The organism is Sulfitobacter sp. D7 (assembly GCF_003611275.1).
In the GTDB taxonomy this organism is placed as follows: domain Bacteria; phylum Pseudomonadota; class Alphaproteobacteria; order Rhodobacterales; family Rhodobacteraceae; genus Sulfitobacter; species Sulfitobacter profundi.
Genome location: NZ_CP020694.1, coordinates 1,944,158 through 1,963,018 on the forward strand (window position 1 = coordinate 1,944,158; position 18,861 = coordinate 1,963,018).

19 protein-coding genes are annotated in these 18,861 nt (G+C 60.7%); 10 read left to right on the forward strand and 9 right to left on the reverse strand.

The window, feature by feature from the left end; genetic code table 11:
• Positions 1-31: 31 nt before the first annotated feature.
• A complete protein-coding gene (locus B5M07_RS09430; RefSeq protein WP_067627424.1) occupies positions 32-757 on the reverse strand; it encodes an RlmE family RNA methyltransferase in 726 nt (241 codons plus the stop codon).
• Positions 757-1,875, reverse strand: coding sequence for a Ppx/GppA phosphatase family protein (locus B5M07_RS09435; protein ID WP_067266266.1), 1,119 nt, complete (start codon positions 1,873-1,875; stop codon positions 757-759). The genes B5M07_RS09430 and B5M07_RS09435 overlap by 1 nt, the downstream gene beginning before the upstream one ends.
• A gap of 297 nt (positions 1,876-2,172) precedes the next feature.
• Between B5M07_RS09435 and B5M07_RS09440 the strand changes: the two genes are divergently transcribed.
• From B5M07_RS09440 to B5M07_RS09450, 3 genes are read left to right on the forward strand one after another with little or no spacing between them, the layout of a single operon-like run.
• Positions 2,173-2,469 carry a virulence factor gene (locus tag B5M07_RS09440; protein ID WP_067625152.1) on the forward strand — a complete coding sequence of 99 codons (297 nt, stop codon included), beginning with the start codon at positions 2,173-2,175 and terminating at the stop codon, positions 2,467-2,469.
• 30 nt (positions 2,470-2,499) lie between these two features.
• The gene (locus tag B5M07_RS09445; RefSeq protein WP_120351114.1) at positions 2,500-3,429 is read left to right on the forward strand and encodes a methylenetetrahydrofolate reductase; all 930 of its coding nucleotides are present in this window, start codon (positions 2,500-2,502) and stop codon (positions 3,427-3,429) included.
• Positions 3,430-3,439: 10 nt separating this feature from the next.
• A complete protein-coding gene (locus tag B5M07_RS09450; RefSeq protein ID WP_120351115.1) occupies positions 3,440-4,519 on the forward strand; it encodes a methyltetrahydrofolate cobalamin methyltransferase in 1,080 nt (359 codons plus the stop codon).
• A gap of 134 nt (positions 4,520-4,653) precedes the next feature.
• On the opposite strand, the gene B5M07_RS09455 is transcribed toward B5M07_RS09450, so the two are convergent.
• The 6 genes from B5M07_RS09455 to B5M07_RS09480 form a co-directional block, all read right to left on the reverse strand.
• A complete protein-coding gene (locus B5M07_RS09455; protein ID WP_120351116.1) occupies positions 4,654-5,448 on the reverse strand; it encodes an SDR family NAD(P)-dependent oxidoreductase in 795 nt (264 codons plus the stop codon).
• A 64-nt stretch (positions 5,449-5,512) separates the two neighbouring features.
• Complete coding sequence (locus B5M07_RS09460) at positions 5,513-6,508, reverse strand: zinc-binding alcohol dehydrogenase family protein (protein WP_120351117.1); 996 nt, start codon at positions 6,506-6,508, stop codon at positions 5,513-5,515.
• Positions 6,509-6,827: 319 nt separating this feature from the next.
• Positions 6,828-7,610: a dimethylarginine dimethylaminohydrolase family protein gene (locus B5M07_RS09465; protein ID WP_120351118.1), complete on the reverse strand. Its 783-nt coding sequence runs from the start codon at positions 7,608-7,610 to the stop codon at positions 6,828-6,830.
• 1 nt (position 7,611) lies between these two features.
• A complete protein-coding gene (locus tag B5M07_RS09470) occupies positions 7,612-9,219 on the reverse strand; it encodes a 5-guanidino-2-oxopentanoate decarboxylase (RefSeq protein ID WP_120351119.1) in 1,608 nt (535 codons plus the stop codon).
• Positions 9,216-10,403, reverse strand: coding sequence for a pyridoxal phosphate-dependent aminotransferase (locus B5M07_RS09475; RefSeq protein WP_120351120.1), 1,188 nt, complete (start codon positions 10,401-10,403; stop codon positions 9,216-9,218). Before B5M07_RS09475 ends, B5M07_RS09470 begins: the two co-directional genes overlap by 4 nt.
• Complete coding sequence (locus B5M07_RS09480) at positions 10,400-11,047, reverse strand: TetR/AcrR family transcriptional regulator (protein WP_120351121.1); 648 nt, start codon at positions 11,045-11,047, stop codon at positions 10,400-10,402. The genes B5M07_RS09475 and B5M07_RS09480 overlap by 4 nt, the downstream gene beginning before the upstream one ends.
• An 86-nt stretch (positions 11,048-11,133) precedes the next feature.
• On the opposite strand from B5M07_RS09480, the gene B5M07_RS09485 reads away from it, so the two are divergent.
• The 4 genes from B5M07_RS09485 to B5M07_RS09500 are packed head-to-tail and all read left to right on the forward strand — an operon-like array spanning position 11,134 to position 14,300.
• A complete protein-coding gene (locus B5M07_RS09485) occupies positions 11,134-11,967 on the forward strand; it encodes an ABC transporter ATP-binding protein (protein ID WP_120351122.1) in 834 nt (277 codons plus the stop codon).
• Positions 11,968-11,997: 30 nt separating this feature from the next.
• Positions 11,998-12,771: a transporter substrate-binding domain-containing protein gene (locus tag B5M07_RS09490; protein WP_120351123.1), complete on the forward strand. Its 774-nt coding sequence runs from the start codon at positions 11,998-12,000 to the stop codon at positions 12,769-12,771.
• Positions 12,772-12,786: 15 nt separating this feature from the next.
• Positions 12,787-13,533 carry an ABC transporter permease gene (locus B5M07_RS09495; RefSeq protein ID WP_386283966.1) on the forward strand — a complete coding sequence of 249 codons (747 nt, stop codon included), beginning with the start codon at positions 12,787-12,789 and terminating at the stop codon, positions 13,531-13,533.
• Positions 13,530-14,300: an ABC transporter permease gene (locus B5M07_RS09500; RefSeq protein ID WP_067937438.1), complete on the forward strand. Its 771-nt coding sequence runs from the start codon at positions 13,530-13,532 to the stop codon at positions 14,298-14,300. The genes B5M07_RS09495 and B5M07_RS09500 overlap by 4 nt, the downstream gene beginning before the upstream one ends.
• 54 nt (positions 14,301-14,354) lie before the next feature.
• On the opposite strand, the gene B5M07_RS09505 is transcribed toward B5M07_RS09500, so the two are convergent.
• On the reverse strand, positions 14,355-15,302 hold the full coding sequence (locus tag B5M07_RS09505; protein WP_120351125.1) for a GlxA family transcriptional regulator: 948 nt from the start codon (positions 15,300-15,302) through the stop codon (positions 14,355-14,357).
• A 73-nt stretch (positions 15,303-15,375) separates the two neighbouring features.
• Here B5M07_RS09505 and B5M07_RS09510 point away from each other — a divergent pair, with 73 nt between their 5' ends.
• Genes B5M07_RS09510 through B5M07_RS09520 form a run of 3 tightly spaced genes read left to right on the forward strand, consistent with a single transcriptional unit; the run spans position 15,376 to position 18,859 of the window.
• Positions 15,376-16,284 (forward strand): 3-keto-5-aminohexanoate cleavage protein, encoded by a 909-nt coding sequence (locus B5M07_RS09510; RefSeq protein WP_120351126.1) that lies wholly within the window; start codon positions 15,376-15,378, stop codon positions 16,282-16,284.
• Positions 16,281-17,699 carry a carnitine 3-dehydrogenase gene (locus tag B5M07_RS09515; RefSeq protein ID WP_120351127.1) on the forward strand — a complete coding sequence of 473 codons (1,419 nt, stop codon included), beginning with the start codon at positions 16,281-16,283 and terminating at the stop codon, positions 17,697-17,699. The genes B5M07_RS09510 and B5M07_RS09515 overlap by 4 nt, the downstream gene beginning before the upstream one ends.
• Positions 17,699-18,859, forward strand: coding sequence for an acyl-CoA dehydrogenase family protein (locus tag B5M07_RS09520; protein ID WP_120351128.1), 1,161 nt, complete (start codon positions 17,699-17,701; stop codon positions 18,857-18,859). Before B5M07_RS09515 ends, B5M07_RS09520 begins: the two co-directional genes overlap by 1 nt.
• Positions 18,860-18,861: the final 2 nt, after the last annotated feature.

Below are 18,861 nucleotides of genomic sequence, written 5' to 3' on the forward strand. Positions count from 1 at the left end.
TGGTTTACGCCTCATGAACGGCGATGACCGCTTAAACCTCTTCGCCCTTAAACCCCGTTGCCACAACGAATTTCTCTGATGAATCCGGTCGGCTTGCGGGCGGTTTGATATTGGCGACCTTGGTGAAACGGCGCTTGAGCAGCTTTTGCAACTCGCCCTCCGCGCCCCCCGCCAGCACCTTGGCCACGAATGTGCCGCCTTCTTCCAAGACGTCGAAAGCGAAATAGGCCGCCGCCTCGCAGAGCGAAATGATGCGCAGGTGGTCGGTCTGCTTGTGCCCCGAAGAGGCCGCCGCCATGTCGGACATGACCACATCCGCCTTGCCGCCCAGCCATTCCTTTACCTTGAGGTCAGCGTCGTCTTCCATAAAGTCGAGCTGGTGCAGCTCGCACCCCGCGATCGGCTCCATCTCTTGCAGGTCGACGCCCAGAATGGTGCCCTGCGTCTTGCCCTTCTTCTCGCCCAGCACATTGCAGCGTTTAACCGCGACCTGACACCAACCGCCCGGCGCGGCGCCAAGGTCCACCACCCGTGCACCGGGGACAAGGAAACGATATTTATCGTCTAGTTCCATAATCTTATATGCCGCCCGCCCGCGATAGCCTTCGGCCTGCGCGCGTTTGACATATGGATCGTTCAACTGCCGCTGCAACCAGCGGGTGGAACTGAGCTTGCGCCCGCGTGCGGATTTCACCTTGACCTTGAGGTCACGCTGACCGCGCCCCGAGGTGTTCTTTCCGTCCGGTGTCTTGGCCATCAAAAGACCCCTTCTTCTAATACGCCATCGGCGCTCATCTGTGCATATAGCAGGCCTTCGCGCAGACCGCGATCCGCAACTGACAGCCTGTCGGTCGGCCAGCAGCGCATCAAGGCTTGCAGGATCGCGGCGCCCGACATGATCAGGGCGGCGCGGTCTTGGCCGATCCGCGGGTCCGCGCGCCGCCCGCCCGGCCCCATGGCGATATAAGAGTGGATCACCTTGTCGATCTGCGCGCTGGTCATGCTGAGGCCATCGACCTTGGTCCGGTCATAGCGTTTCAGGTTCAAGTGGCTTGCCGCCACGGTGGTCACGGTGCCCGAGGTGCCGACGATCTGAAACCGCTTTTGCGACTGGATCGTCTGATAGGGTGTGAAATCGGTGAGGTTCTCTTCGAAAAACCAGCTCATCAGGGCGAAACGCGCGGCGTCGTCTTCGACGTCAGAGAATTGGTCGCGCAGCGTCGCCACGCCCAGAGGCACGCTGATCCAATCCACCACCCGTGCGGCAGGCACATCAGATTTCGCCTGATAGAAGCCGCCCTGAAGCCGCATGATCGACCGGGCGCGATCCGCCCGAGGGACTTTGGAGATGTCGATCCAGACCAGCTCGGTCGAGCCGCCGCCGATGTCGACCACCAGCAGGTTCTCCGTCTTGCGGCTGACCAGCGGTGCGCAAGAGATCACGGCAAGTTGGGCTTCTTCCTCGGGGCGGATGATATCGAGCTTGAGACCCGTCTCGCGCTGGATACGGCGCATGAACTCTGCGCCGTTTTGCGCGCGGCGACAGGCTTCGGTCGCCACAAGCCGCATGTTTTGCACCTTATTGCGCCGCAACTTCTGCTGACAGATACGCAATGCTTGGATGGTGCGCGCCATCGATCCGCGCGACAAACGCCCGGTTTTTTCCAAACCGGCACCCAATTGTACCGATTTTGAGAAACTGTCCACCACATGGAAACCGCTGCCACGAGGCTGGGCGATCAACATGCGGCAGCTATTTGTACCCAGATCTAGGGCCGCATATAGCTCATTAGATCTGGGCGGAACTGGCGCGGGGCTCAGAGCCGGGATGTCTTTGTCGAGCGCACCCGCACCTTTGGGACGCTGTGGCGCCATGGTTACGCGCCTTTCATATCGAGTTGCCCCCAAGGTATTCCCTGCGCCGGGCCGGTGCAAGTGGTCGCAGTGCCTTGGGCCAATTTCCGCGGCGTCCTGCGCCATGCCCCAACTCTTCGGCATCTCAGGACCACCTCACAATCATCTTGAGAATAATGGGGGCGCAGGGCCCTCGTGATGGCCCGCCCGATGCGCTATCACGAGCCCCAAGTCGCGGATGGGTCGTGTTTCGTCGAAAAACGGCCCTGTCCTGACCGCGACGCTCGTTAGACAGGTTTAAACCGGAGGAATCGTCCCATGCCCGCAGTCACCATCGTTTACTGGCGCGATATCCCCGCTCAGGTGATCGTCGGCAAGGGCCGCCGTGGGTCGAAACGCCCCCTGCCCGAACGCTTTGAACAGGCGATCGACCGCGCGGCGATGAAGATCGGCGCCGGAGATTCCGACGCTTATCTGGCGGAATGGCGCAAGGCGGACCCCTTTGAGGTTGAAGGCGATCCCGATGCCATCGCCGACGCCGAAGCCGCCCGGATCGACGCGGAATACGACCGCGACCGGATTAAGCAACTGATTGACAACGACGGCTGGGCATAGCCTGCCAGCCCTATGATCAAGGACACGCTCATGGCACTTTTGAACTTCCGCAAAAAGGAAACACCGGCCCCGCAGGCGCCGGTGGCCGAAGTCGAGGCGCTGTTGAAAGATTATTCGATTGAGGTGATGCCCCGCACCGCCGAGAAGGTCGAAGATTTCCGCGCCCTGCTGCCGGAAGGCACCCGTGTCTATATCGCTCACATTGATGGCACGCCGATCGAGGATATGGTCGCCACCGCCGCACGGCTGAACGCCGATGGCTTCAACGTCATGCCGCATTTTCCGGCGCGCATCATCAAGGACCGCGCCACACTGGCCGATTGGATCGCCCGCTATCAAGGGGAAGCAAACGTGCGCCAAGCGCTGCTTTTGGCGGGCGGTGTTACCACTCCCGTAGGGGAATTCAGCGACTCCATGCAACTGATGGAGACGGGCTTGTTTGATGAGGCCGGTTTCACCCGGTTGCATGTGGCGGGCCACCCAGAAGGCAACCGCGACATTGACGCCGACGGTGGCCGACTGAATGTAGATGCGGCGATGAAATGGAAGAACGACTTTCAGTCTCGCACGGATGCCGAAATGGCCATTGCCACACAATTCGCCTTTGAAGCGCAGCCGATCATCGAATGGGCCGACAGCCTTAAAGCGGCGGGCATCACCCTGCCCATCCACATCGGCATCGCAGGCCCTGCCAAGCTGCAAACCTTGATTAAATTCGCCATCGCCTGTGGTGTCGGACCTTCACTGAAGGTGCTTCAAAAGCGCGCGATGGATGTCACCAAGCTGTTGTTGCCATATGAGCCGACAGATGTGATCAGCGAATTGGCCGCTTACAAAGCGGCGCATCCGGACTTCAACATCACTCATGTGCATCTTTTCCCGCTTGGCGGGATCAAGACCAGTGCCACATGGATCCAAGAAAACGGCGGCGCCTCTGGCGTACCCGCCGACGCAGCCTAAAGGAAGTTACATGACCAGAACCGTCATCGAATCCAAGACTAAGACCGCCGTCATCGGCTTTGACGAGCCGTTTTGCGTGATCGGAGAGCGGATCAACCCCACGGGCCGCAAGATCCTCAGCCAAGAGCTTGAGCAAGGCGATTTTTCCCGCGTCGAGGCCGACGCCATCGCACAGGTCGCCGCCGGAGCTACAGTTCTGGATGTGAACTCGGGCGCGGTTTTCTCCAATAAAATGGCCGAAGACCCCCGCTATGCCGACAACAACTTCGTCGAGCCGATGCTGATGCCGGAACTGATCAGAGTGGTGCAAAACGCCGTCGACGCGCCGATCTGTATCGACAGCTCTGTGCCTGGCGCGCTGGAGGCGGGGCTTGAGACCTGCGAAGGCCGCCCGCTGCTGAACTCCGTCACCGGAGAGGAAGAGCGGCTCGAACTCGTGCTGCCGTTGGTTAAGAAATACAATGTGCCAGTGGTGGCGATCTCTAACGATGACACCGGCATCTCCGAAGACCCGGACGTGCGCTTTGCCGTGGCGAAAAAGATCGTCGAACGCGCTGCAGATTTCGGCATCCCGGCGCATGATATCGTGGTCGATCCGCTGGTCATGCCAATCGGCGCAATGGCAACGGCGGGTCATCAGGTCTTTACCCTTGTGCGCCGCCTGCGTGAAGAGTTGGGCGTGAACACCACCTGCGGCGCGTCAAATATCTCGTTCGGACTGCCCAACCGTCACGGCATCAACAATGCTTTCCTGCCGATGGCGATGGGTGCTGGCATGACAAGCGCGATCATGAACCCGGTGGCCGTGCCGCTCAACGCAACCAAGATCGCCGAAAAGCGCGCCGAGATGGCGGCCGCGGGGATCATCCTGCCCGAAGAGATGGATGACGAGACCTTCGTGACGCTCTTCAATCTGGGATCGACCAAGCCCCGTCCGGGCAAGGAGATGGAGGCCATCCGCGCCGCCAACTTCCTCTTTGACCGTGACCCGCATGGCAGCGCATGGATCGAGTTCAACAAGGTCGCCCCCAAGGCCGGTCAAGAAGGCCGAGGCCGCGCGGGCCGCACCGGCGGTCGCCGCCGCCGCTGAGCCCGCTCGGAACGATGAAAGGCCCCGCCAGCATCGCTGCACGGGGCCTTTTGTTGTCGGCCTCCACGGAGAGCCGTTTTTTCCGATAGGCAAACGGCGGAAATCCGGCGCCATCCCGACGGCCCCTGCAAAATCTAGTCGGCCCGGTTCTGGCTCACGAGTTCTTGGATCGCGGCCATAACCGCCGCGACATGGTCGGCGTCCGCTGCGGCGCTATGCGGTTCATTAAAGCCGCCCATATCATTGTCGAAATACTTTCCCGAAGCCTTTGAAAAATCTTCCGAAAGCGCGGCACGGCAAAGGATGTCGGCGCCGATGCTCAGGTCATTTCCAGCAACGCCAAAGCCTTCCTTCACCATTTTGGACGCCAACAGCGACCCGGGATTCACCGCGATGAAGAGCGGGCCATCCTGATGCACGCGGGCCATTTCCTGAGTCCAGATCGTGATCGCCAATTTGCTCTGCGCATAGGCCGCCATATCGTCCAAGGTGCCGTTGCCCCGAAGAGCGGCCACATCCACCGGTGCCTGCGCAGCAGAGGAAAGGTTCACCACCCGGCCCGCTTTGGGCAGTACCGGCAGCAAGAGTTGAACCAGCAGATAGGGCGCTAATGTGTTGACCACAAAACGCGCGTCTAGCCCCGCTTCGGTGCGCGGATCGGGCAGTTTCAGGACACCTGCATTGTTGATCACCACGTCGATCTGGCTGTGATCGATGCGCAGCGCCTCTGCCAATGCCGCGACCTCATCTAGCTGCGACAGATCTGCACGGTAGGTCTGGGGGGTGCCGCCCACCTCTGCCGCTGCTGCGCTTAATTTTTCGGCGCTGCGCCCGTGCAGCAGAATAGTGTGCCCCTGCCCGCTAAGTTTCTTTGCCGTCAGCAGACCGATGCCGTCAGTCGCGCCGGTGATGAGGATGGTCTTGGTCATGGCTTTCTCCTTATCGAGGTCTCTGCGCGTCTCTGCGATGGCGCGGCATGCGGCGGTCGGGTGATCACCAACCGCCCAAAACCTGCTTGCCGATCACCCGCCCGCTTTCTTGCCGCAGATGGGCGGCGCGAAGGTTCTCTACATTTATCACGCCCGCATGTTCGGTCACGGTAGATTGCAACCTGCCCGCGTCGATCATCTGCGCGACCCGGTTCAACAGGTCGCGCTGCGCGGTCATGTCTTCGGTCTGGAACATCGACCTTGTGAACATAAACTCCCAATGCACGCTCAAAGCTTTGGGTTTCGCCGCTTTCATGTCCGGCGTCTCGGGGTCGTCGATCAATGCGATCTGGCCGCGCGGGGCAATGGCTTCGATAATGGCTGGCCAATGCATGTCCGTGGCCGTCAGCGCGGCAACATAGCTGGGCGCGAGGTTGAGATCGGCAAGCTGCGCCACCAGATCACCCCGGTGATCCACCACATGATCCGCCCCCATCTTGCGCACCCAGTCTTGGGTTTCCGGACGCGAGGCGGTGGCGATCACGGTCAATCCGGTCAGCGTCTTGGCCAATTGGATAAGGATCGACCCCACGCCCCCGGCCCCGCCAATCACCAAAAGCGCCTGCCCCTTACCGGCGCCTTCCGTCAGCCGGAAAGCATCGAACAACATTTCCCATGCGGTGATCGCGGTCAGCGGCAGACTGGCGGCCTCAACGAAATCGAGCGTTTCCGGCTTTCGCCCCACGATCCGGGCATCAACCGCGTGAAAAGTGGCGTTGGTGCCTGCACGGGTCACATCCCCGGCATAGAACACCGCATCCCCGATGGCGAAATCCGTAACCTCTGTGCCCAAGTCGACGACCACCCCCGCCGCGTCGAACCCCAAGACCTTTGGGCCGCCATCGGGGGCGGAAAGCGCGCGCAGCTTCACATCCACCGGATTGACAGAGATGCCCTTTACCTCAACCAAAAGATCGCCCGGCCCCGGCGTGGGTCGGTCGATTTCCAACGCCTCCAAAACCTCTGCCGCGCCGGTGGTGTTATAGCCGATGGCTTTCATTTCGATTGTCCTTCTTTCCGAATTACGTGGTTGGACAGAAGGTATCAGTTTGCCGGACTGTATAAACCGGGGCGAAACCGGATTGAGTTTATCGAAACGCAGGACAATGGGGACGCAAGGCGCCTGCGCGGTGCGCACTCCGCACAGGCTCCCAAGGTCAAAAGCTGTCGACTGCAGGGCGGTCAAACCGCATCAACTCATATCGCTGAGAGATATGGCGGAGGCGGTTTGACCTTTGCCCCCTCCACACGAAGGTATTCGTCACCGCAGAACGCTGCACTCACGCAAGGGGATCAAACCTTCCAAGCGACCCTCAGTATCAGAACCTTAGCGACAGGCATGACATGCCGCCGTCCAGTTTGGCGCATTCCGCATTACTGATCTCGACCACTTCAAAGCCTGCTTTCGTCAACATTTCCGCGGTGCGGGGGAAGCCCGCAGGACAGAGCACATATTGGTTAAACCGGATGCTATTGGCGGCGGCCTCTTCGCCCTCGGCGGTGTGCAACACGCGGTAGCCTTCGAAACAGCCCGAAGCGTCGAGCCGTTTGGTGCTGAGGATGGTGTCCCCGTCGAGCAACGAGCAATCGGTCTTGAAATGCAGCACGCCGGGCGGTGTAAAGACCTCGCGGAGGCTATAGCCCCAGTCCGAGACGATCTGCGTGAGCTCGGCCACGCCTTCGGCATCGGTACGGTCTGATCTGCCCACCAAGATCTCGCGCCCGGTGACCAGAATGTCGCCTCCTTCGATATGGCCGGGGCCTTCAATCTGGCGCAGGTCACTGTAAAGGGTGCTCAGGGTCGGTGCCATTTCGGCCACCTCTCCCATGCGGCTCGGTGCGCCGGGGCGCATCAGAACGGCCCCCTTTGGCAAACAAAGCGCGGTATCCTCAACAAAGACGGAATCGGGAAAGGCGTCCAGCGCGGGCAGTTCGATCACCTCAGCGCCGGTTTCTTTCAATGTGGCAACGTAATGCGCATGGGCCTTTTCCATCTGCGCAAGATCGGGGGTGCCGATGTCCTCGGCGCGCAGACCATCGACGATGCTGGCGGCGGGGCGACGGGTAACGGCGCGGGTGAATTCATAGGTGGGGTCTGTCATGTTATGCTCTCTTGTTTGCTTGCGCGGGGGTCGGCTGTGCCTGAATTGCAATGAGCGTCGGCCCGCCAGTCGCGGTGGCCGCGCGCAGCGCATCTGCAACGGCGCCGGCTTGCGTATCGCAGCGCCAGAAGGGCAAGCCGCAGGATTGTGCGACGGCGGCAAAGTCCGGCGGGGCCGGGTCACATCCGACGACGCTTACCCCCGCATCCTGCATGGAGGTGGCGATTTCTTGATAGCCGTGGTTGTTCCAGATGATGAAGCAAATCGACAGGTTTTCTTGCACCGCGCACATCAGTTCCGGCAGGCTGAACTGCGCGCCGCCATCGCCTGCAATGCAGATCACCGGCGTGTCGGGTGCCGCGAGCGCCGCCCCGATTGCAGCGGGGATGCCATAGCCAAGCGCGCCAAAGCCGGTGGCGGCGTTGAACCAGCCGCCGGGGCGATCGTGATCGTAATAAAGGTTGCCCGCATAGATTGGCTGGGCGGAATCGCCGACGATGATCGCCCCCGGAACGGCTCCGCGCAGTTCAGCGAGGGTGTCGCAAGCCGCACGCATCTCCGGGCCGATCTCTTCAAACGCCTCGCGGCGGGCCTTGGCCGCCCGCGCTGCCCCGTCTGGCGCGGCATCCCCGTCGACCGCGGCATTCAGCGCGTCAATTGCGAGAGCCGCATCGCCGTGGATCGACAGTTCGGCGGCATGGCGGGAAAGCTGTTCAGCGCAAATATCGACGCGGATGAGCCTTTGGATCTCGGGCATGGTGCCGCTGGCGTACATATCATAATCGGTCGGGCCCAATTCGGTGCCCAAGGCCAGCACCACGTCCGACTGCGCGATCAGTGCCCGCACGGCTTGCAGGCTGGGGCTGGCCGGAACGCCCAAAGGATGCTCGAACATTACGCCGCGGGCATTCACCGTTTGCACCACCGGCGCGCCTAGCTTTTCGGCGAGGATTTGCAGGGCATTCCCGGCTTTTCTAGCCCCGCCACCGGCAAGGATCAGGGGCGCCTTGCTCTGCGCCAGTATCGCAGCGGCTTTTGAGATTTGCTCGGCAGACGGAGGTGTCACAGAGGTGGCAGAAATAGAGGGCGCTTCGGCGGTATAGGGCGCGCCGGCCACGTCCAGCGGTATCTCAAGATGTGTGGGCCCCGGTCGGCCGGACTGGAACGGCTCAAAGACCCGGTCGAGCATGGGGGCCAATTCATCGGCGGTCTCAACCCGCTCGGAGATCAGCGCGACGGTCCGTGCCATCGCCCGCTGATCCGGTAGCTCGTGCAGATGCCCCCTGCCCTTGCCAAGGCTGGGCAGCGTGTTGACGCCAGAGATCACCAGCATCGGCACGGAATCCGCGCGCGCTTGCCCCATTGCGGTCAGCGTGTTGGTCAGCCCCGGCCCCGTGATGACAAAGGCAACACCGGGTTTGCCGGAGACCCGTGCATAGCCATCCGCCATGAAGCCCGCGCCCTGTTCGTGCCGAGGCGTCACATGGCGGATGCCCGAGGCCGCCAAGCCCCGGTAAAGCTCAATCGTGTGCACCCCGGGGATGCCAAAGACACAGTCGACACCGCGCTGTGAAAGCTGGGCGACCAGCGCCTCGCCGAGGCTGGTCATGCCGTTTCCAGCTGCAATTGCGCCGCGTGCTGGATGATCCGGTCACAGGCCGCATCAAAGGCCGCGTCGCCGGTCGTCAGCGCCACACGCACCCAAGCATCGAGCGTTTCCCCAAAGGACGCACCGGGCATGACCGCCACGCCAGCCTGCTCAAGCAGGTGCATGGCATAGTCGGTGCCGCTCATACCGGTGGCGGACACATCGATCATTGCAAACATGCCCGCATCCGGTTGGTGCACCTTCAACGGGCTTTCTTGCGACAGACGGCGGTGCAAACGCTCGGCGCGGGCGGCAAAGCGTTGTTTCATCCCTTCAGCCACGGGCGACCCCTCGCGCACCGCTTTTTCGGTCATGTCAGCGATAAAGGGCTGGTTGCCGAAAAGCATGGTCTCCGACAGCGGCAAGAGAGCCTCGGTAAAGGCTTCGGGGCCGATACACCAACCGCTGCGAAAGCCCGGTGCGGCGTGGGATTTTGAGATCGATGAGACGACGATGGTGCGGTCAGCCAGTTGCGGACGCCACAGCGGCGAGCAGAATTCAGAGGGGTCAAAGATCAGTTCTTCGTACACTTCATCAGAGATAATCCACAGATCATGGGCAATGGCCAGTTCACCAAGCGCGTCTATCTCCGCGCGGGTCAGGACCGCGCCGGTAGGATTATGCGGCGTGGTCAGCAAGATTGCCGTGGTCTGCGGGGTGATCCTTGCGGCGAGGTCATCCGCATGAAGGCGAAAGCCGTTTTCCGGGCGCAGCGGGACGGGCACCATCTCGGCACCGCTGGAGCGGATAACCCCTTCGTAAGTGGCATACATCGGATCGCCGACCAGAACTTGCTGCCCCGCCTCGGCCACGCCCAACAGCACGGCATAAAGCGCTGTCTGCGTGCCGGGAAAACACATGGCTTGGTCCGGCGTGATGCGACGGCCCGCGCGGTGCGAATATCGTTCGGCCAATGCAGCGCGCAGACCTGTCTCACCCCGACCGTCAGAATAACCAGTGCGGCCCCGGCGCATTGCATCGGCCGCCACATCCATAAGCGCGTCGGGTGTCGGCACGTCCGGCTCGCCGATGGTCAGCTCAATAATATCACGGCCCTGTGCGGCAAGCTCGCGGGCCTTTAGATGCACTTCCCATTTCGCGCCGCCAAGACCTGCTAGCCGTCGGGTGATATCTGTCGTTCTCATGTCTGTTGCCCTGCTTTTGTGAGGTCTATCCCGAGGAGTGCTCCGACGGAGCGAATTCCGATTTCTGAAAGCTCATCCGGCGCGAAAGCGCTCGGTAGAACACCGCCTTCCATCCACAATCCATCGATCACGGCGTTGCAGGCGATGGCCAAATGGCGCAGCTCTTGTGCTGTGCGGGGCTGACCCGCCTCGTTCAATACGGCTGCGATCAGCGCCTCAAGGCGGTTGCGGAAATTGTAATAGGTCCGTTTGTGACTTTCGCGCATCTGCGCGTCGTCATGGACCTTGGTCAGAAACCCCGCCCAAAGGCTGACCGACCCCGCGTCGACAACCGGCGGTGTCAGACTACCGACGACAAAGGCCGCCAACCGTGCCACCGGCGCGCTACAGTCGCCCCCCGCGAAAGCCGATGTCAGGTCGGTGAGCCGGTCCATGTGATGCTCATAGGCCGCGGTAATCAGGTCTTCTTTCGACGAAAAGTGGTGCCTAATCATACCCTGTGACACGTCAGCACGGGCCGCGATTGCCCGGACCGTCGCGGCCTGAACACCCTTTTCGGCGATCAGCGACAGAGTGGCCTTTATCAGGGCCTCTCTGCGGTGTTCCGCTGGCTCACGTTTGAATTTAGGCGTGCTGTCCGACACAGGCGATTTCCGAACCCCCTAATTATACACTTGCATGATTACGAAATACGGGCCTTACTACAAGACAGAAATTTGGGACACATCAAATGAGGGGCGCGGACGCTTTGCAAAGAGAGCCGATCAGAGCCACACAAGCAGCCGAAGACGCCAGTGCCGATAGCGCGGCGGAGAACGAGGCGATCAGAATTACCGACCTGCACAAATCCTTTGGCGCGTTGGAGGTTCTCAAAGGTGTCTCACTGACCGCGCAAAAGGGCGATGTTGTCGCCATCATCGGCGGCAGCGGGTCGGGCAAATCTACCTGCCTGCGCTGCATCAATTTCCTCGAAACCCCAAGTGCGGGTCAGATCATCGTCAACGGTGAAGAGATCAAGATGCGGCAAGACGGCTCCCCCGTTGACCGCCGCCAGATCGAGCGCATCCGAACCCGCCTTGGCATGGTGTTTCAGGCTTTCAACCTCTGGACCCACCGCACCCTGCTGGAAAACGTCATCGAGGTGCCGGTCCATGTTCTCAAAGTGCCGCGGGACGAGGCCATCAAGCGCGCACGGGTGCTGCTAGACCGGGTCGGACTGGGCGATAAGGCTGATACCTTCCCTGCTTTTCTATCGGGCGGCCAGCAGCAACGCGCGGCAATTGCCCGCGCCCTTGCGGTGGAACCCAGCGTGATGCTGTTTGACGAACCCACCAGCGCGCTTGACCCCGAGTTGGTGGGTGAGGTGCTCACGGTTATCCGCGATCTGGCCGCCGAAGGGCGCACCATGCTGCTTGTCACCCACGAGATGAAATTCGCGCGCGAGGTGGCGACGCATGTCGTCTACCTTTTTGAGGGGCGCATCGAAGAACAAGGCCCGCCGGAAGAGCTTTTCGGCAACCCTCAATCCGCCCGGCTGCGGCAGTTTTTGCAGACAGTCGGCTAAACCACCAAGAAAAAAACAGGGAGACTACCAATGACATTTAAGAAACTCATGACGAGTGCGATCGCGACAGCAGTGCTGAGCGCCGGTGCCGTGGCCGCCGAAGAGGTCAAAATCGGCATCGCAGCCGAACCCTACCCGCCCTTCGCCTCTCTCAATGCCTCCGGTGAATGGGAAGGCTGGGAAGTTGAGATCATCGAAGCGGTCTGCAAAGCGGCCGAGTTGGACTGTGTGATCACCCCCGTGGCTTGGGACGGCATCATCCCCTCGCTGACGGGCCAGCAGGTCGATGCGATCATGGCCTCCATGTCGATCACCGAAGAGCGTCAAAAAACGATCGATTTCTCTGATCCCTACTACAACACGCCCGCGGTGATCGTGGCGGATAAGTCGATGGACATCGAACCTACGGCCGAGTCGCTGTCCGGTAAGATCATCGGCATTCAAGCCTCAACCATCCACCAAGCCTATGCCAATGAATATTTCGGCGATGCGGCAGAGATCCGGGTCTATCAGACGCAGGACGAAGCCAATCAGGATCTGGTCTCGGGTCGGATTGATGCCACACAGGCGGACAGCATCGCCATGGCGGATTTCGTTAACTCCGACATCGGCACCTGCTGCGAGATCAAGGGATCGGTGGAGAATGACGAGGCCATCTTGGGCCAAGGTGTCGGCGCTGGCGTGCGCAAGGGCGATGACGCGCTGCGGGAAAGCCTGAACAAAGGCATCGCGCAGATACTCGAAGATGGCACCCACGAAGAGATCACCGGGCGCTATTTCGATACCAGCATCTACGCAGAGTAAGCGCCCATCGTGGAGATGATCTTCGAAACGCTCGGGCTTGCCGAGAGTGCGCAACTACTGTCCCTCAGCCCGCCGGGCTGGGGCGGCAACCTGTTGCGCGGGCTTGCGAACTCTCTGCAGATCGCATTTGGCGCCTTCGGGTTTGGTCTGCTGATCGGGCTCTTTGGGGCCTACGGCAAGCTCTATGGCGGGGTGGTCCTGCGCGACCTCCTCGCCGTTTATACGACTGTGATCCGGGCCGTGCCTGAATTGGTGCTGATCTTGATCCTCTATTACGTGGGCACCGATCTCATTAACAAAGTCTCAGGCGCCATGGGCTATGGCCGGGTCGAGATTAGCGGTGTCGTCGCCGGGATCTGGGTGCTCGGCGTGGTGCAGGGCGCCTATGCCACCGAGGTGCTGCGCGGCGCGATCCAAGCCGTGCCCGCGGGCCAGATTGAGGCCGCGCGCGCTTACGGGATGCCGCCGCTGATGCTGCTGCGCCGCGTGACGATCCCCGCGATGATGTCTTTTGCCACGCCGGGTCTTGCGAACCTGTGGCTAATTGCGACCAAAGATACCGCGCTTCTGGCCATCGTCGGCTTCAGCGAATTGACGCTGGAGACCCGACAGGCTGCCGCCAGCACGCGCGCCTATTTCACCTTCTTCCTCGCCGCGGGCGCGCTCTATTTGATTGTGACCCTATGTTCGGGCGCGGTCTTTGCGCGGATCGAAAAATGGGCGCGGCGCGGTCAGCCGTCGCTGAAAGGAGCGGGCCGATGATCCCCTTTCGCGCTCTGATGCAGCCCCACCGCATTGTCATGCTGGCGCTTTTGCTGGCTGTGGTCATCTGGTGTGCCGTGGCGCTGCGGTGGGATTGGATACCGGAATATGCCCCGCTGGCGTTGGAAGGGCTCTGGCGCACGATCTGGATATTGGTCGTCACCTGCGTGCTGGGTTTTCTCTTGGCCATTCCATTGGGGCTCGCGCAGGCCATCGGGCCTTGGTACCTGTCTGCCCCTGCCCGGATATTCTGCACCGTCATCCGTGGCACGCCTCTGCTCTTGCAGATCTGGCTGCTCTACTACGGCCTCGGCTCGCTTTTCCCGCAGATCCCTTGGATCCGCGGCAGTGAACTCTGGCCCTACCTGCGCCAAGCTTGGCCCTATGCGGTGCTGGCGCTGACGCTGTCTTATGCGGGCTATGAAGGCGAAGTTATGCGCGGCGCGTTTTCAAGTGTGAACAAAGGGCAACTTGAGGCTGCAAACGCCTTCGGCATGCCGCGTTTCACCATGTTCCGCCGCATCTGGCTGCCACAGGCGATCCGCAACGTGCTGCCAACGCTCGGTGGCGAAACCATCCTGCAACTCAAGGCCACACCTCTGGTCGCGACAATCACGGTGGTCGAGCTTTATGCCGTATCCTCGCGAGTGCGCTCGGACACGTTTATCGTCTATGAACCGCTGATCTTGCTGGCTGTGTTTTACATGATCATCGCCGGGGTCATCGCCTTGTTGTTCCGGCGGTTCGAGAACCAAGTGCCGGGATAGCGAAGGGCAACGGTTGGATGGGATCCAGCTTCTCAGACGAGATCGAGAACGCGATCAGTCCGCCCTCAAATCCATGGGCGTTGTGCCAAACTGGCCCTTGAAGGCGCGCGTCATAGCACTTGCGCTTTCGTAACCGCAGCGCGTCGCAATCTCAGAGATTGACAGGTTGGTCCCTTCGACCAAGCTTTTCGCAGCGATCAGGCGTCGGTGCCGATAGACTTGGCCCGGCGTCGCATTCAAACTGCGCGCGAACCGTCTTTGCAGGCTTTTGAGCGAACACCCCAAGTGCCGCGCAATGGTCGGAATTGGCACCGGCGCTTCGATAGTCTCATCCATAAGGACAAGCGCCCGAGACACCAGTTTGGACCGCCCCGATATGTTGTCGGGCTGCCCAAACGGCTGATCGCTTTGATGCAAGAAAAGCGACGCGACATCGAGCCGTGTGATCTCGCCGCAGTGCGCCCCGATCAACGTCAGGACCAGATCAAAGGAAGCCATGGCACCGCCGCAGGTGATCCGGTTGCCATCAATGACAAACCGCTCTTGCCGGGCATCTACCTGCGGAAATGTCTCTGAAAAGCTTTCGAAAAGATGCCCATGGATGGTCGCGGGCCTGTCGTCCAACAGCCCTGCAGCCGCCAGCAACCAGGCCCCCATATCGAGCCCCACCAGACATTTCGCATTCGCGCAAAGCCCCCGCAGCGCGGACAGCACCTGACTGCTGCTCAACGCAAGATGGCCATAGCTGGCGGTCACCATGAGGTAATCACAGGGGGGCTTTGTCGCGGTGGCCAATTCGGTCTGTACCAACATCCCGCTTGAAGACCGCACAAGCCCCCCCTCAAGCGAAAGCAGGCGCCAGTCATACCGCGCCTGCCCGGTGATGCTGTTCGCGGCGCGAAACGGCTCCAAAGTGTTGGCCAGACAATGGTTCGAAAAACCATCGAACAACAGAATGTCGATCTTAACCGTCTCGCCTGATGATTTTGTCTTTTCCTGCATGTTTCTGACTAGCACTGCACATATCCGCCGATCAATCCGGATAGTCTGCAGATAAAGCTAAAAGGAGACCAAGATGCCCCTGCAGATGACCCGTGAGGTCTTTATCACCTGCGCCGTGACCGGATCCGGCAGCAGCCAAGATCGGTCACCCCATGTTCCCCGCAGCCCAGAGCAGATCGCCAATTCGGCCATCGCCGCCGCCAAAGCGGGCGCGGCGATTGTGCATTGCCACGTGCGCGCCCCCGAGACCGGCGTGCCCTCACGCGATCCGAAACTCTACCGCGAAGTGACCGAACGCATCCGCGATGCCGAAGTCGACGTGGTCCTGAACCTGACCGCAGGCATGGGCGGCGACATCGTCTTTGGTCCGCCCTCCGCGCCGCTGCCGTTGAACGATGCCACCGATATGGTCAGCGCCGAAGAACGGCTGGCCCATATCGAAGACTGCCTGCCCGAAATATGCACCCTCGATTGCGGCACGATGAACTTTGCCGAAGCCGATTATGTGATGACCAACACGCCCGGCATGCTGACAACGATGGGCGCGCGGATGGAAGCGCTTGGCGTGAAGCCAGAGATCGAAGCCTTTGATACCGGCCACCTTTGGTATGCAAAACAACTGGTTAAAGACGGCGTGTTATCTTCGCCCGCGCTGGTGCAGCTTTGCATGGGCATCCCATGGGGGGCCCCCAATGACCTGAACACCTTCATGGCGATGGTCAACAATGTCCCCCACGACTGGAACTGGTCCGCGTTTTCGATTGGCCGTGACGAGATGCCCTATGTCGCCGCATCTGTTTTGGCAGGCGGGCATGTGCGCGTCGGGCTTGAGGATAACCTGTGGCTTGGAAAAGGCGAGCTTGCCACCAACGAGGCGCTTGTTTCGCGTGCCGTGTCGATCATCGAAAACATGGGGGCGACCATCATGGGCCCCGATGCCGTGCGCCAAAAACTGGGCCTGACAAAGCAGGCGCCACGATGACCAAAACAGCAGCAATCATCGGCGGTGGCGTCATTGGCGGCGGCTGGGCCGCGCGGTTTGCGTTGTCAGGCTGGAACGTCGCTATTTTCGACCCTGATCCCGAAGCCGAACGCAAAGTCAGCGAAGTCATGGCGAACGCGCGCCGGTCCCTGCCCGCCTTGTCCGAGGTCGCACTGCCGCCCGAAGGTCAGGTGAAAATCGTCCCCACATTGGCCGACGCCGTTGCAGAGGCCGACTGGATTCAGGAAAGCGCGCCGGAACGGCTTGAGATGAAGCACAAGATCTTCGCCGAAATTCAGTCCCACTGCCGCAAAGACGCGCTGATCGGCTCTTCAACCTCGGGCTTCAAACCGTCCGAACTGCAGCAAGGCGCGCTTCGCCCCGGCGAGATTTTCGTCGCACACCCGTTCAACCCGGTCTATTTGCTGCCGCTTATCGAACTGGTCGGTGACGATGCCACGACCACGCGCGCGCAGGAAGTGCTTACTGAAATCGGCATGAAGCCCCTGAAACTACGCAAGGAAATCGACGCGCATGTGGCTGATCGTTTTCTCGAAGCGGTCTGGCGCGAGGCGCTTTGGCTGATCAAGGACGGCATCGCCACGACCGAGGAAATCGATGACGCGATCCGGTTTGGCTTTGGCTTGCGTTGGGGTCAGATGGGCTTGTTCGAAACCTACCGCGTGGCGGGCGGCGAGGCCGGGATGGCCCATTTTATCGAACAGTTCGGGCCCTGCTTGCAGTGGCCTTGGACCAAGTTGATGGACGTGCCCGAACTGACCGATGATTTGGTACAGAAGATCGCCAGCCAATCGGACGCGCAATCCGGTGCCCATACGATCCGCGAGCTTGAACGCATTCGCGACGACAATCTGGTATCCATGATGCGGTCCCTGAAAGGCCGTGACTGGGGTGCAGGCGCATTGCTGAACGCGCATGACACCCGCCTTGAGGGCAAAGCCGACCCTGACTTTACCAAACCCATCATCACTGTTGCCCGCGCCATTCCAATCGATTGGACGGATTACAACGGGCACATGAACGAAAGCCGCTATGGGCAGCTGTGGTCAGATGCGGCCGACGCGCTCATGCGCATGATCGGGGCCGATGACGCCTATATCAAATCCGGCTTCAGCTACTTTACCGCCGATACCCACACCAAGTTCCGCAATGAATGCCATGCAGGCGACACAGTCACCGTTGTCACGACCATTCTTGAGGGTGCGGGTAAGAAGCTGCGGCTGTTCCACGAATTGAAAAACTCCGCTGGTGATGTGGTGGCGACCTGCAATCAGTTCCTGCTGCACGTCAGTCTGGAAACGCGCAAATCCTGCGACCCTGCGGCGCATGTCAGCGACGAGCTCGCCTCCATCATCGCGGCCCAAGCCGCCCTGCCCAAGCCGGAGCATAGCTGATGCATTTTGGATTGACCGAAGAACAAGGGATGATCGTTTCCACCGTGCGATCCTTCGTGGAAAACGAAATCTACCCCCACGAGGCTGAGGTGGAGCGCACTGGCGAGGTCCCCGATGACGTCGCGCAGGCGATCAAGCAAAAGACCATCGATCTTGGTTTCTATGCCTGCAACTTTCCCGAAAGCGTGGGTGGAGCCGGTCTGTCGCATCTTGAATTTGCGCTGGTTGAACGCGAATTGGGCCGCGGCTCTATGGCGTTGAACCATTTTTTCGGGCGGCCGCAGAATATCTTGATGGCCTGCAAGGACGATCAGATTGAACGCTATCTTTTCCCCGCCATTCGCGGCGAAAAGATGGATGCACTGGCCATGACCGAACCCGATGCAGGGTCCGATGTCCGCGGCATGAAATGCACAGCCAAACGCGATGGCGGTGACTGGGTTCTGAACGGAACCAAGCATTTCATCTCTGGCGCGGATCATGCGGATTTCCTGATCGTCTTTGTGGCAACCGGCGAAGACGACACGCCGCGCGGCCCCAAAAAGCGCATCACGACATTCCTGGTCGACCGCGGCACGCCCGGTTTCACCATTCGCGATGGCTACAAATCGGTCTCGCACCGTGGCTACAAGAACATGATCCTCGAATTTGACAACTGCCGCCTGCCGGATGCTCAGGTTCTGGGCGAGGTCGATGGCGGCTTTGCGGTGATGAACGAATGGCTTTACGCCACGCGGATCACGGTCGCTGCAATGTCTGTGGGCCGCGCACGACGTTGCTTTGACATGGCGTTGAATTACGCGGCTGAACGCAAGCAGTTTGGTCAGCAGATCGGCAAGTATCAGGGCATCAGCTTTCAGCTGGCCGACATGATCACCGAAATCGATGCGGCAGATCACCTGACATTGGCGGCGGCGTGGCGGCTGGATCAAGGCCTGCCTGCTAACCGCGAAATCGCCAGTGCAAAGCTCTACGCGTCGGAAATGCTGGCGCGGGTGACGGATGCCACCCTGCAAATCTTTGGCGGCATGGGCTTGATGGATGACTTCCCCATTGAACGGTTCTGGCGCGATGCGCGGGTCGAACGGATTTGGGATGGCACATCTGAAATCCAACGCCACATCATCAGCCGCGATCTATTGCGCCCCCTTGGCGCCTAGGA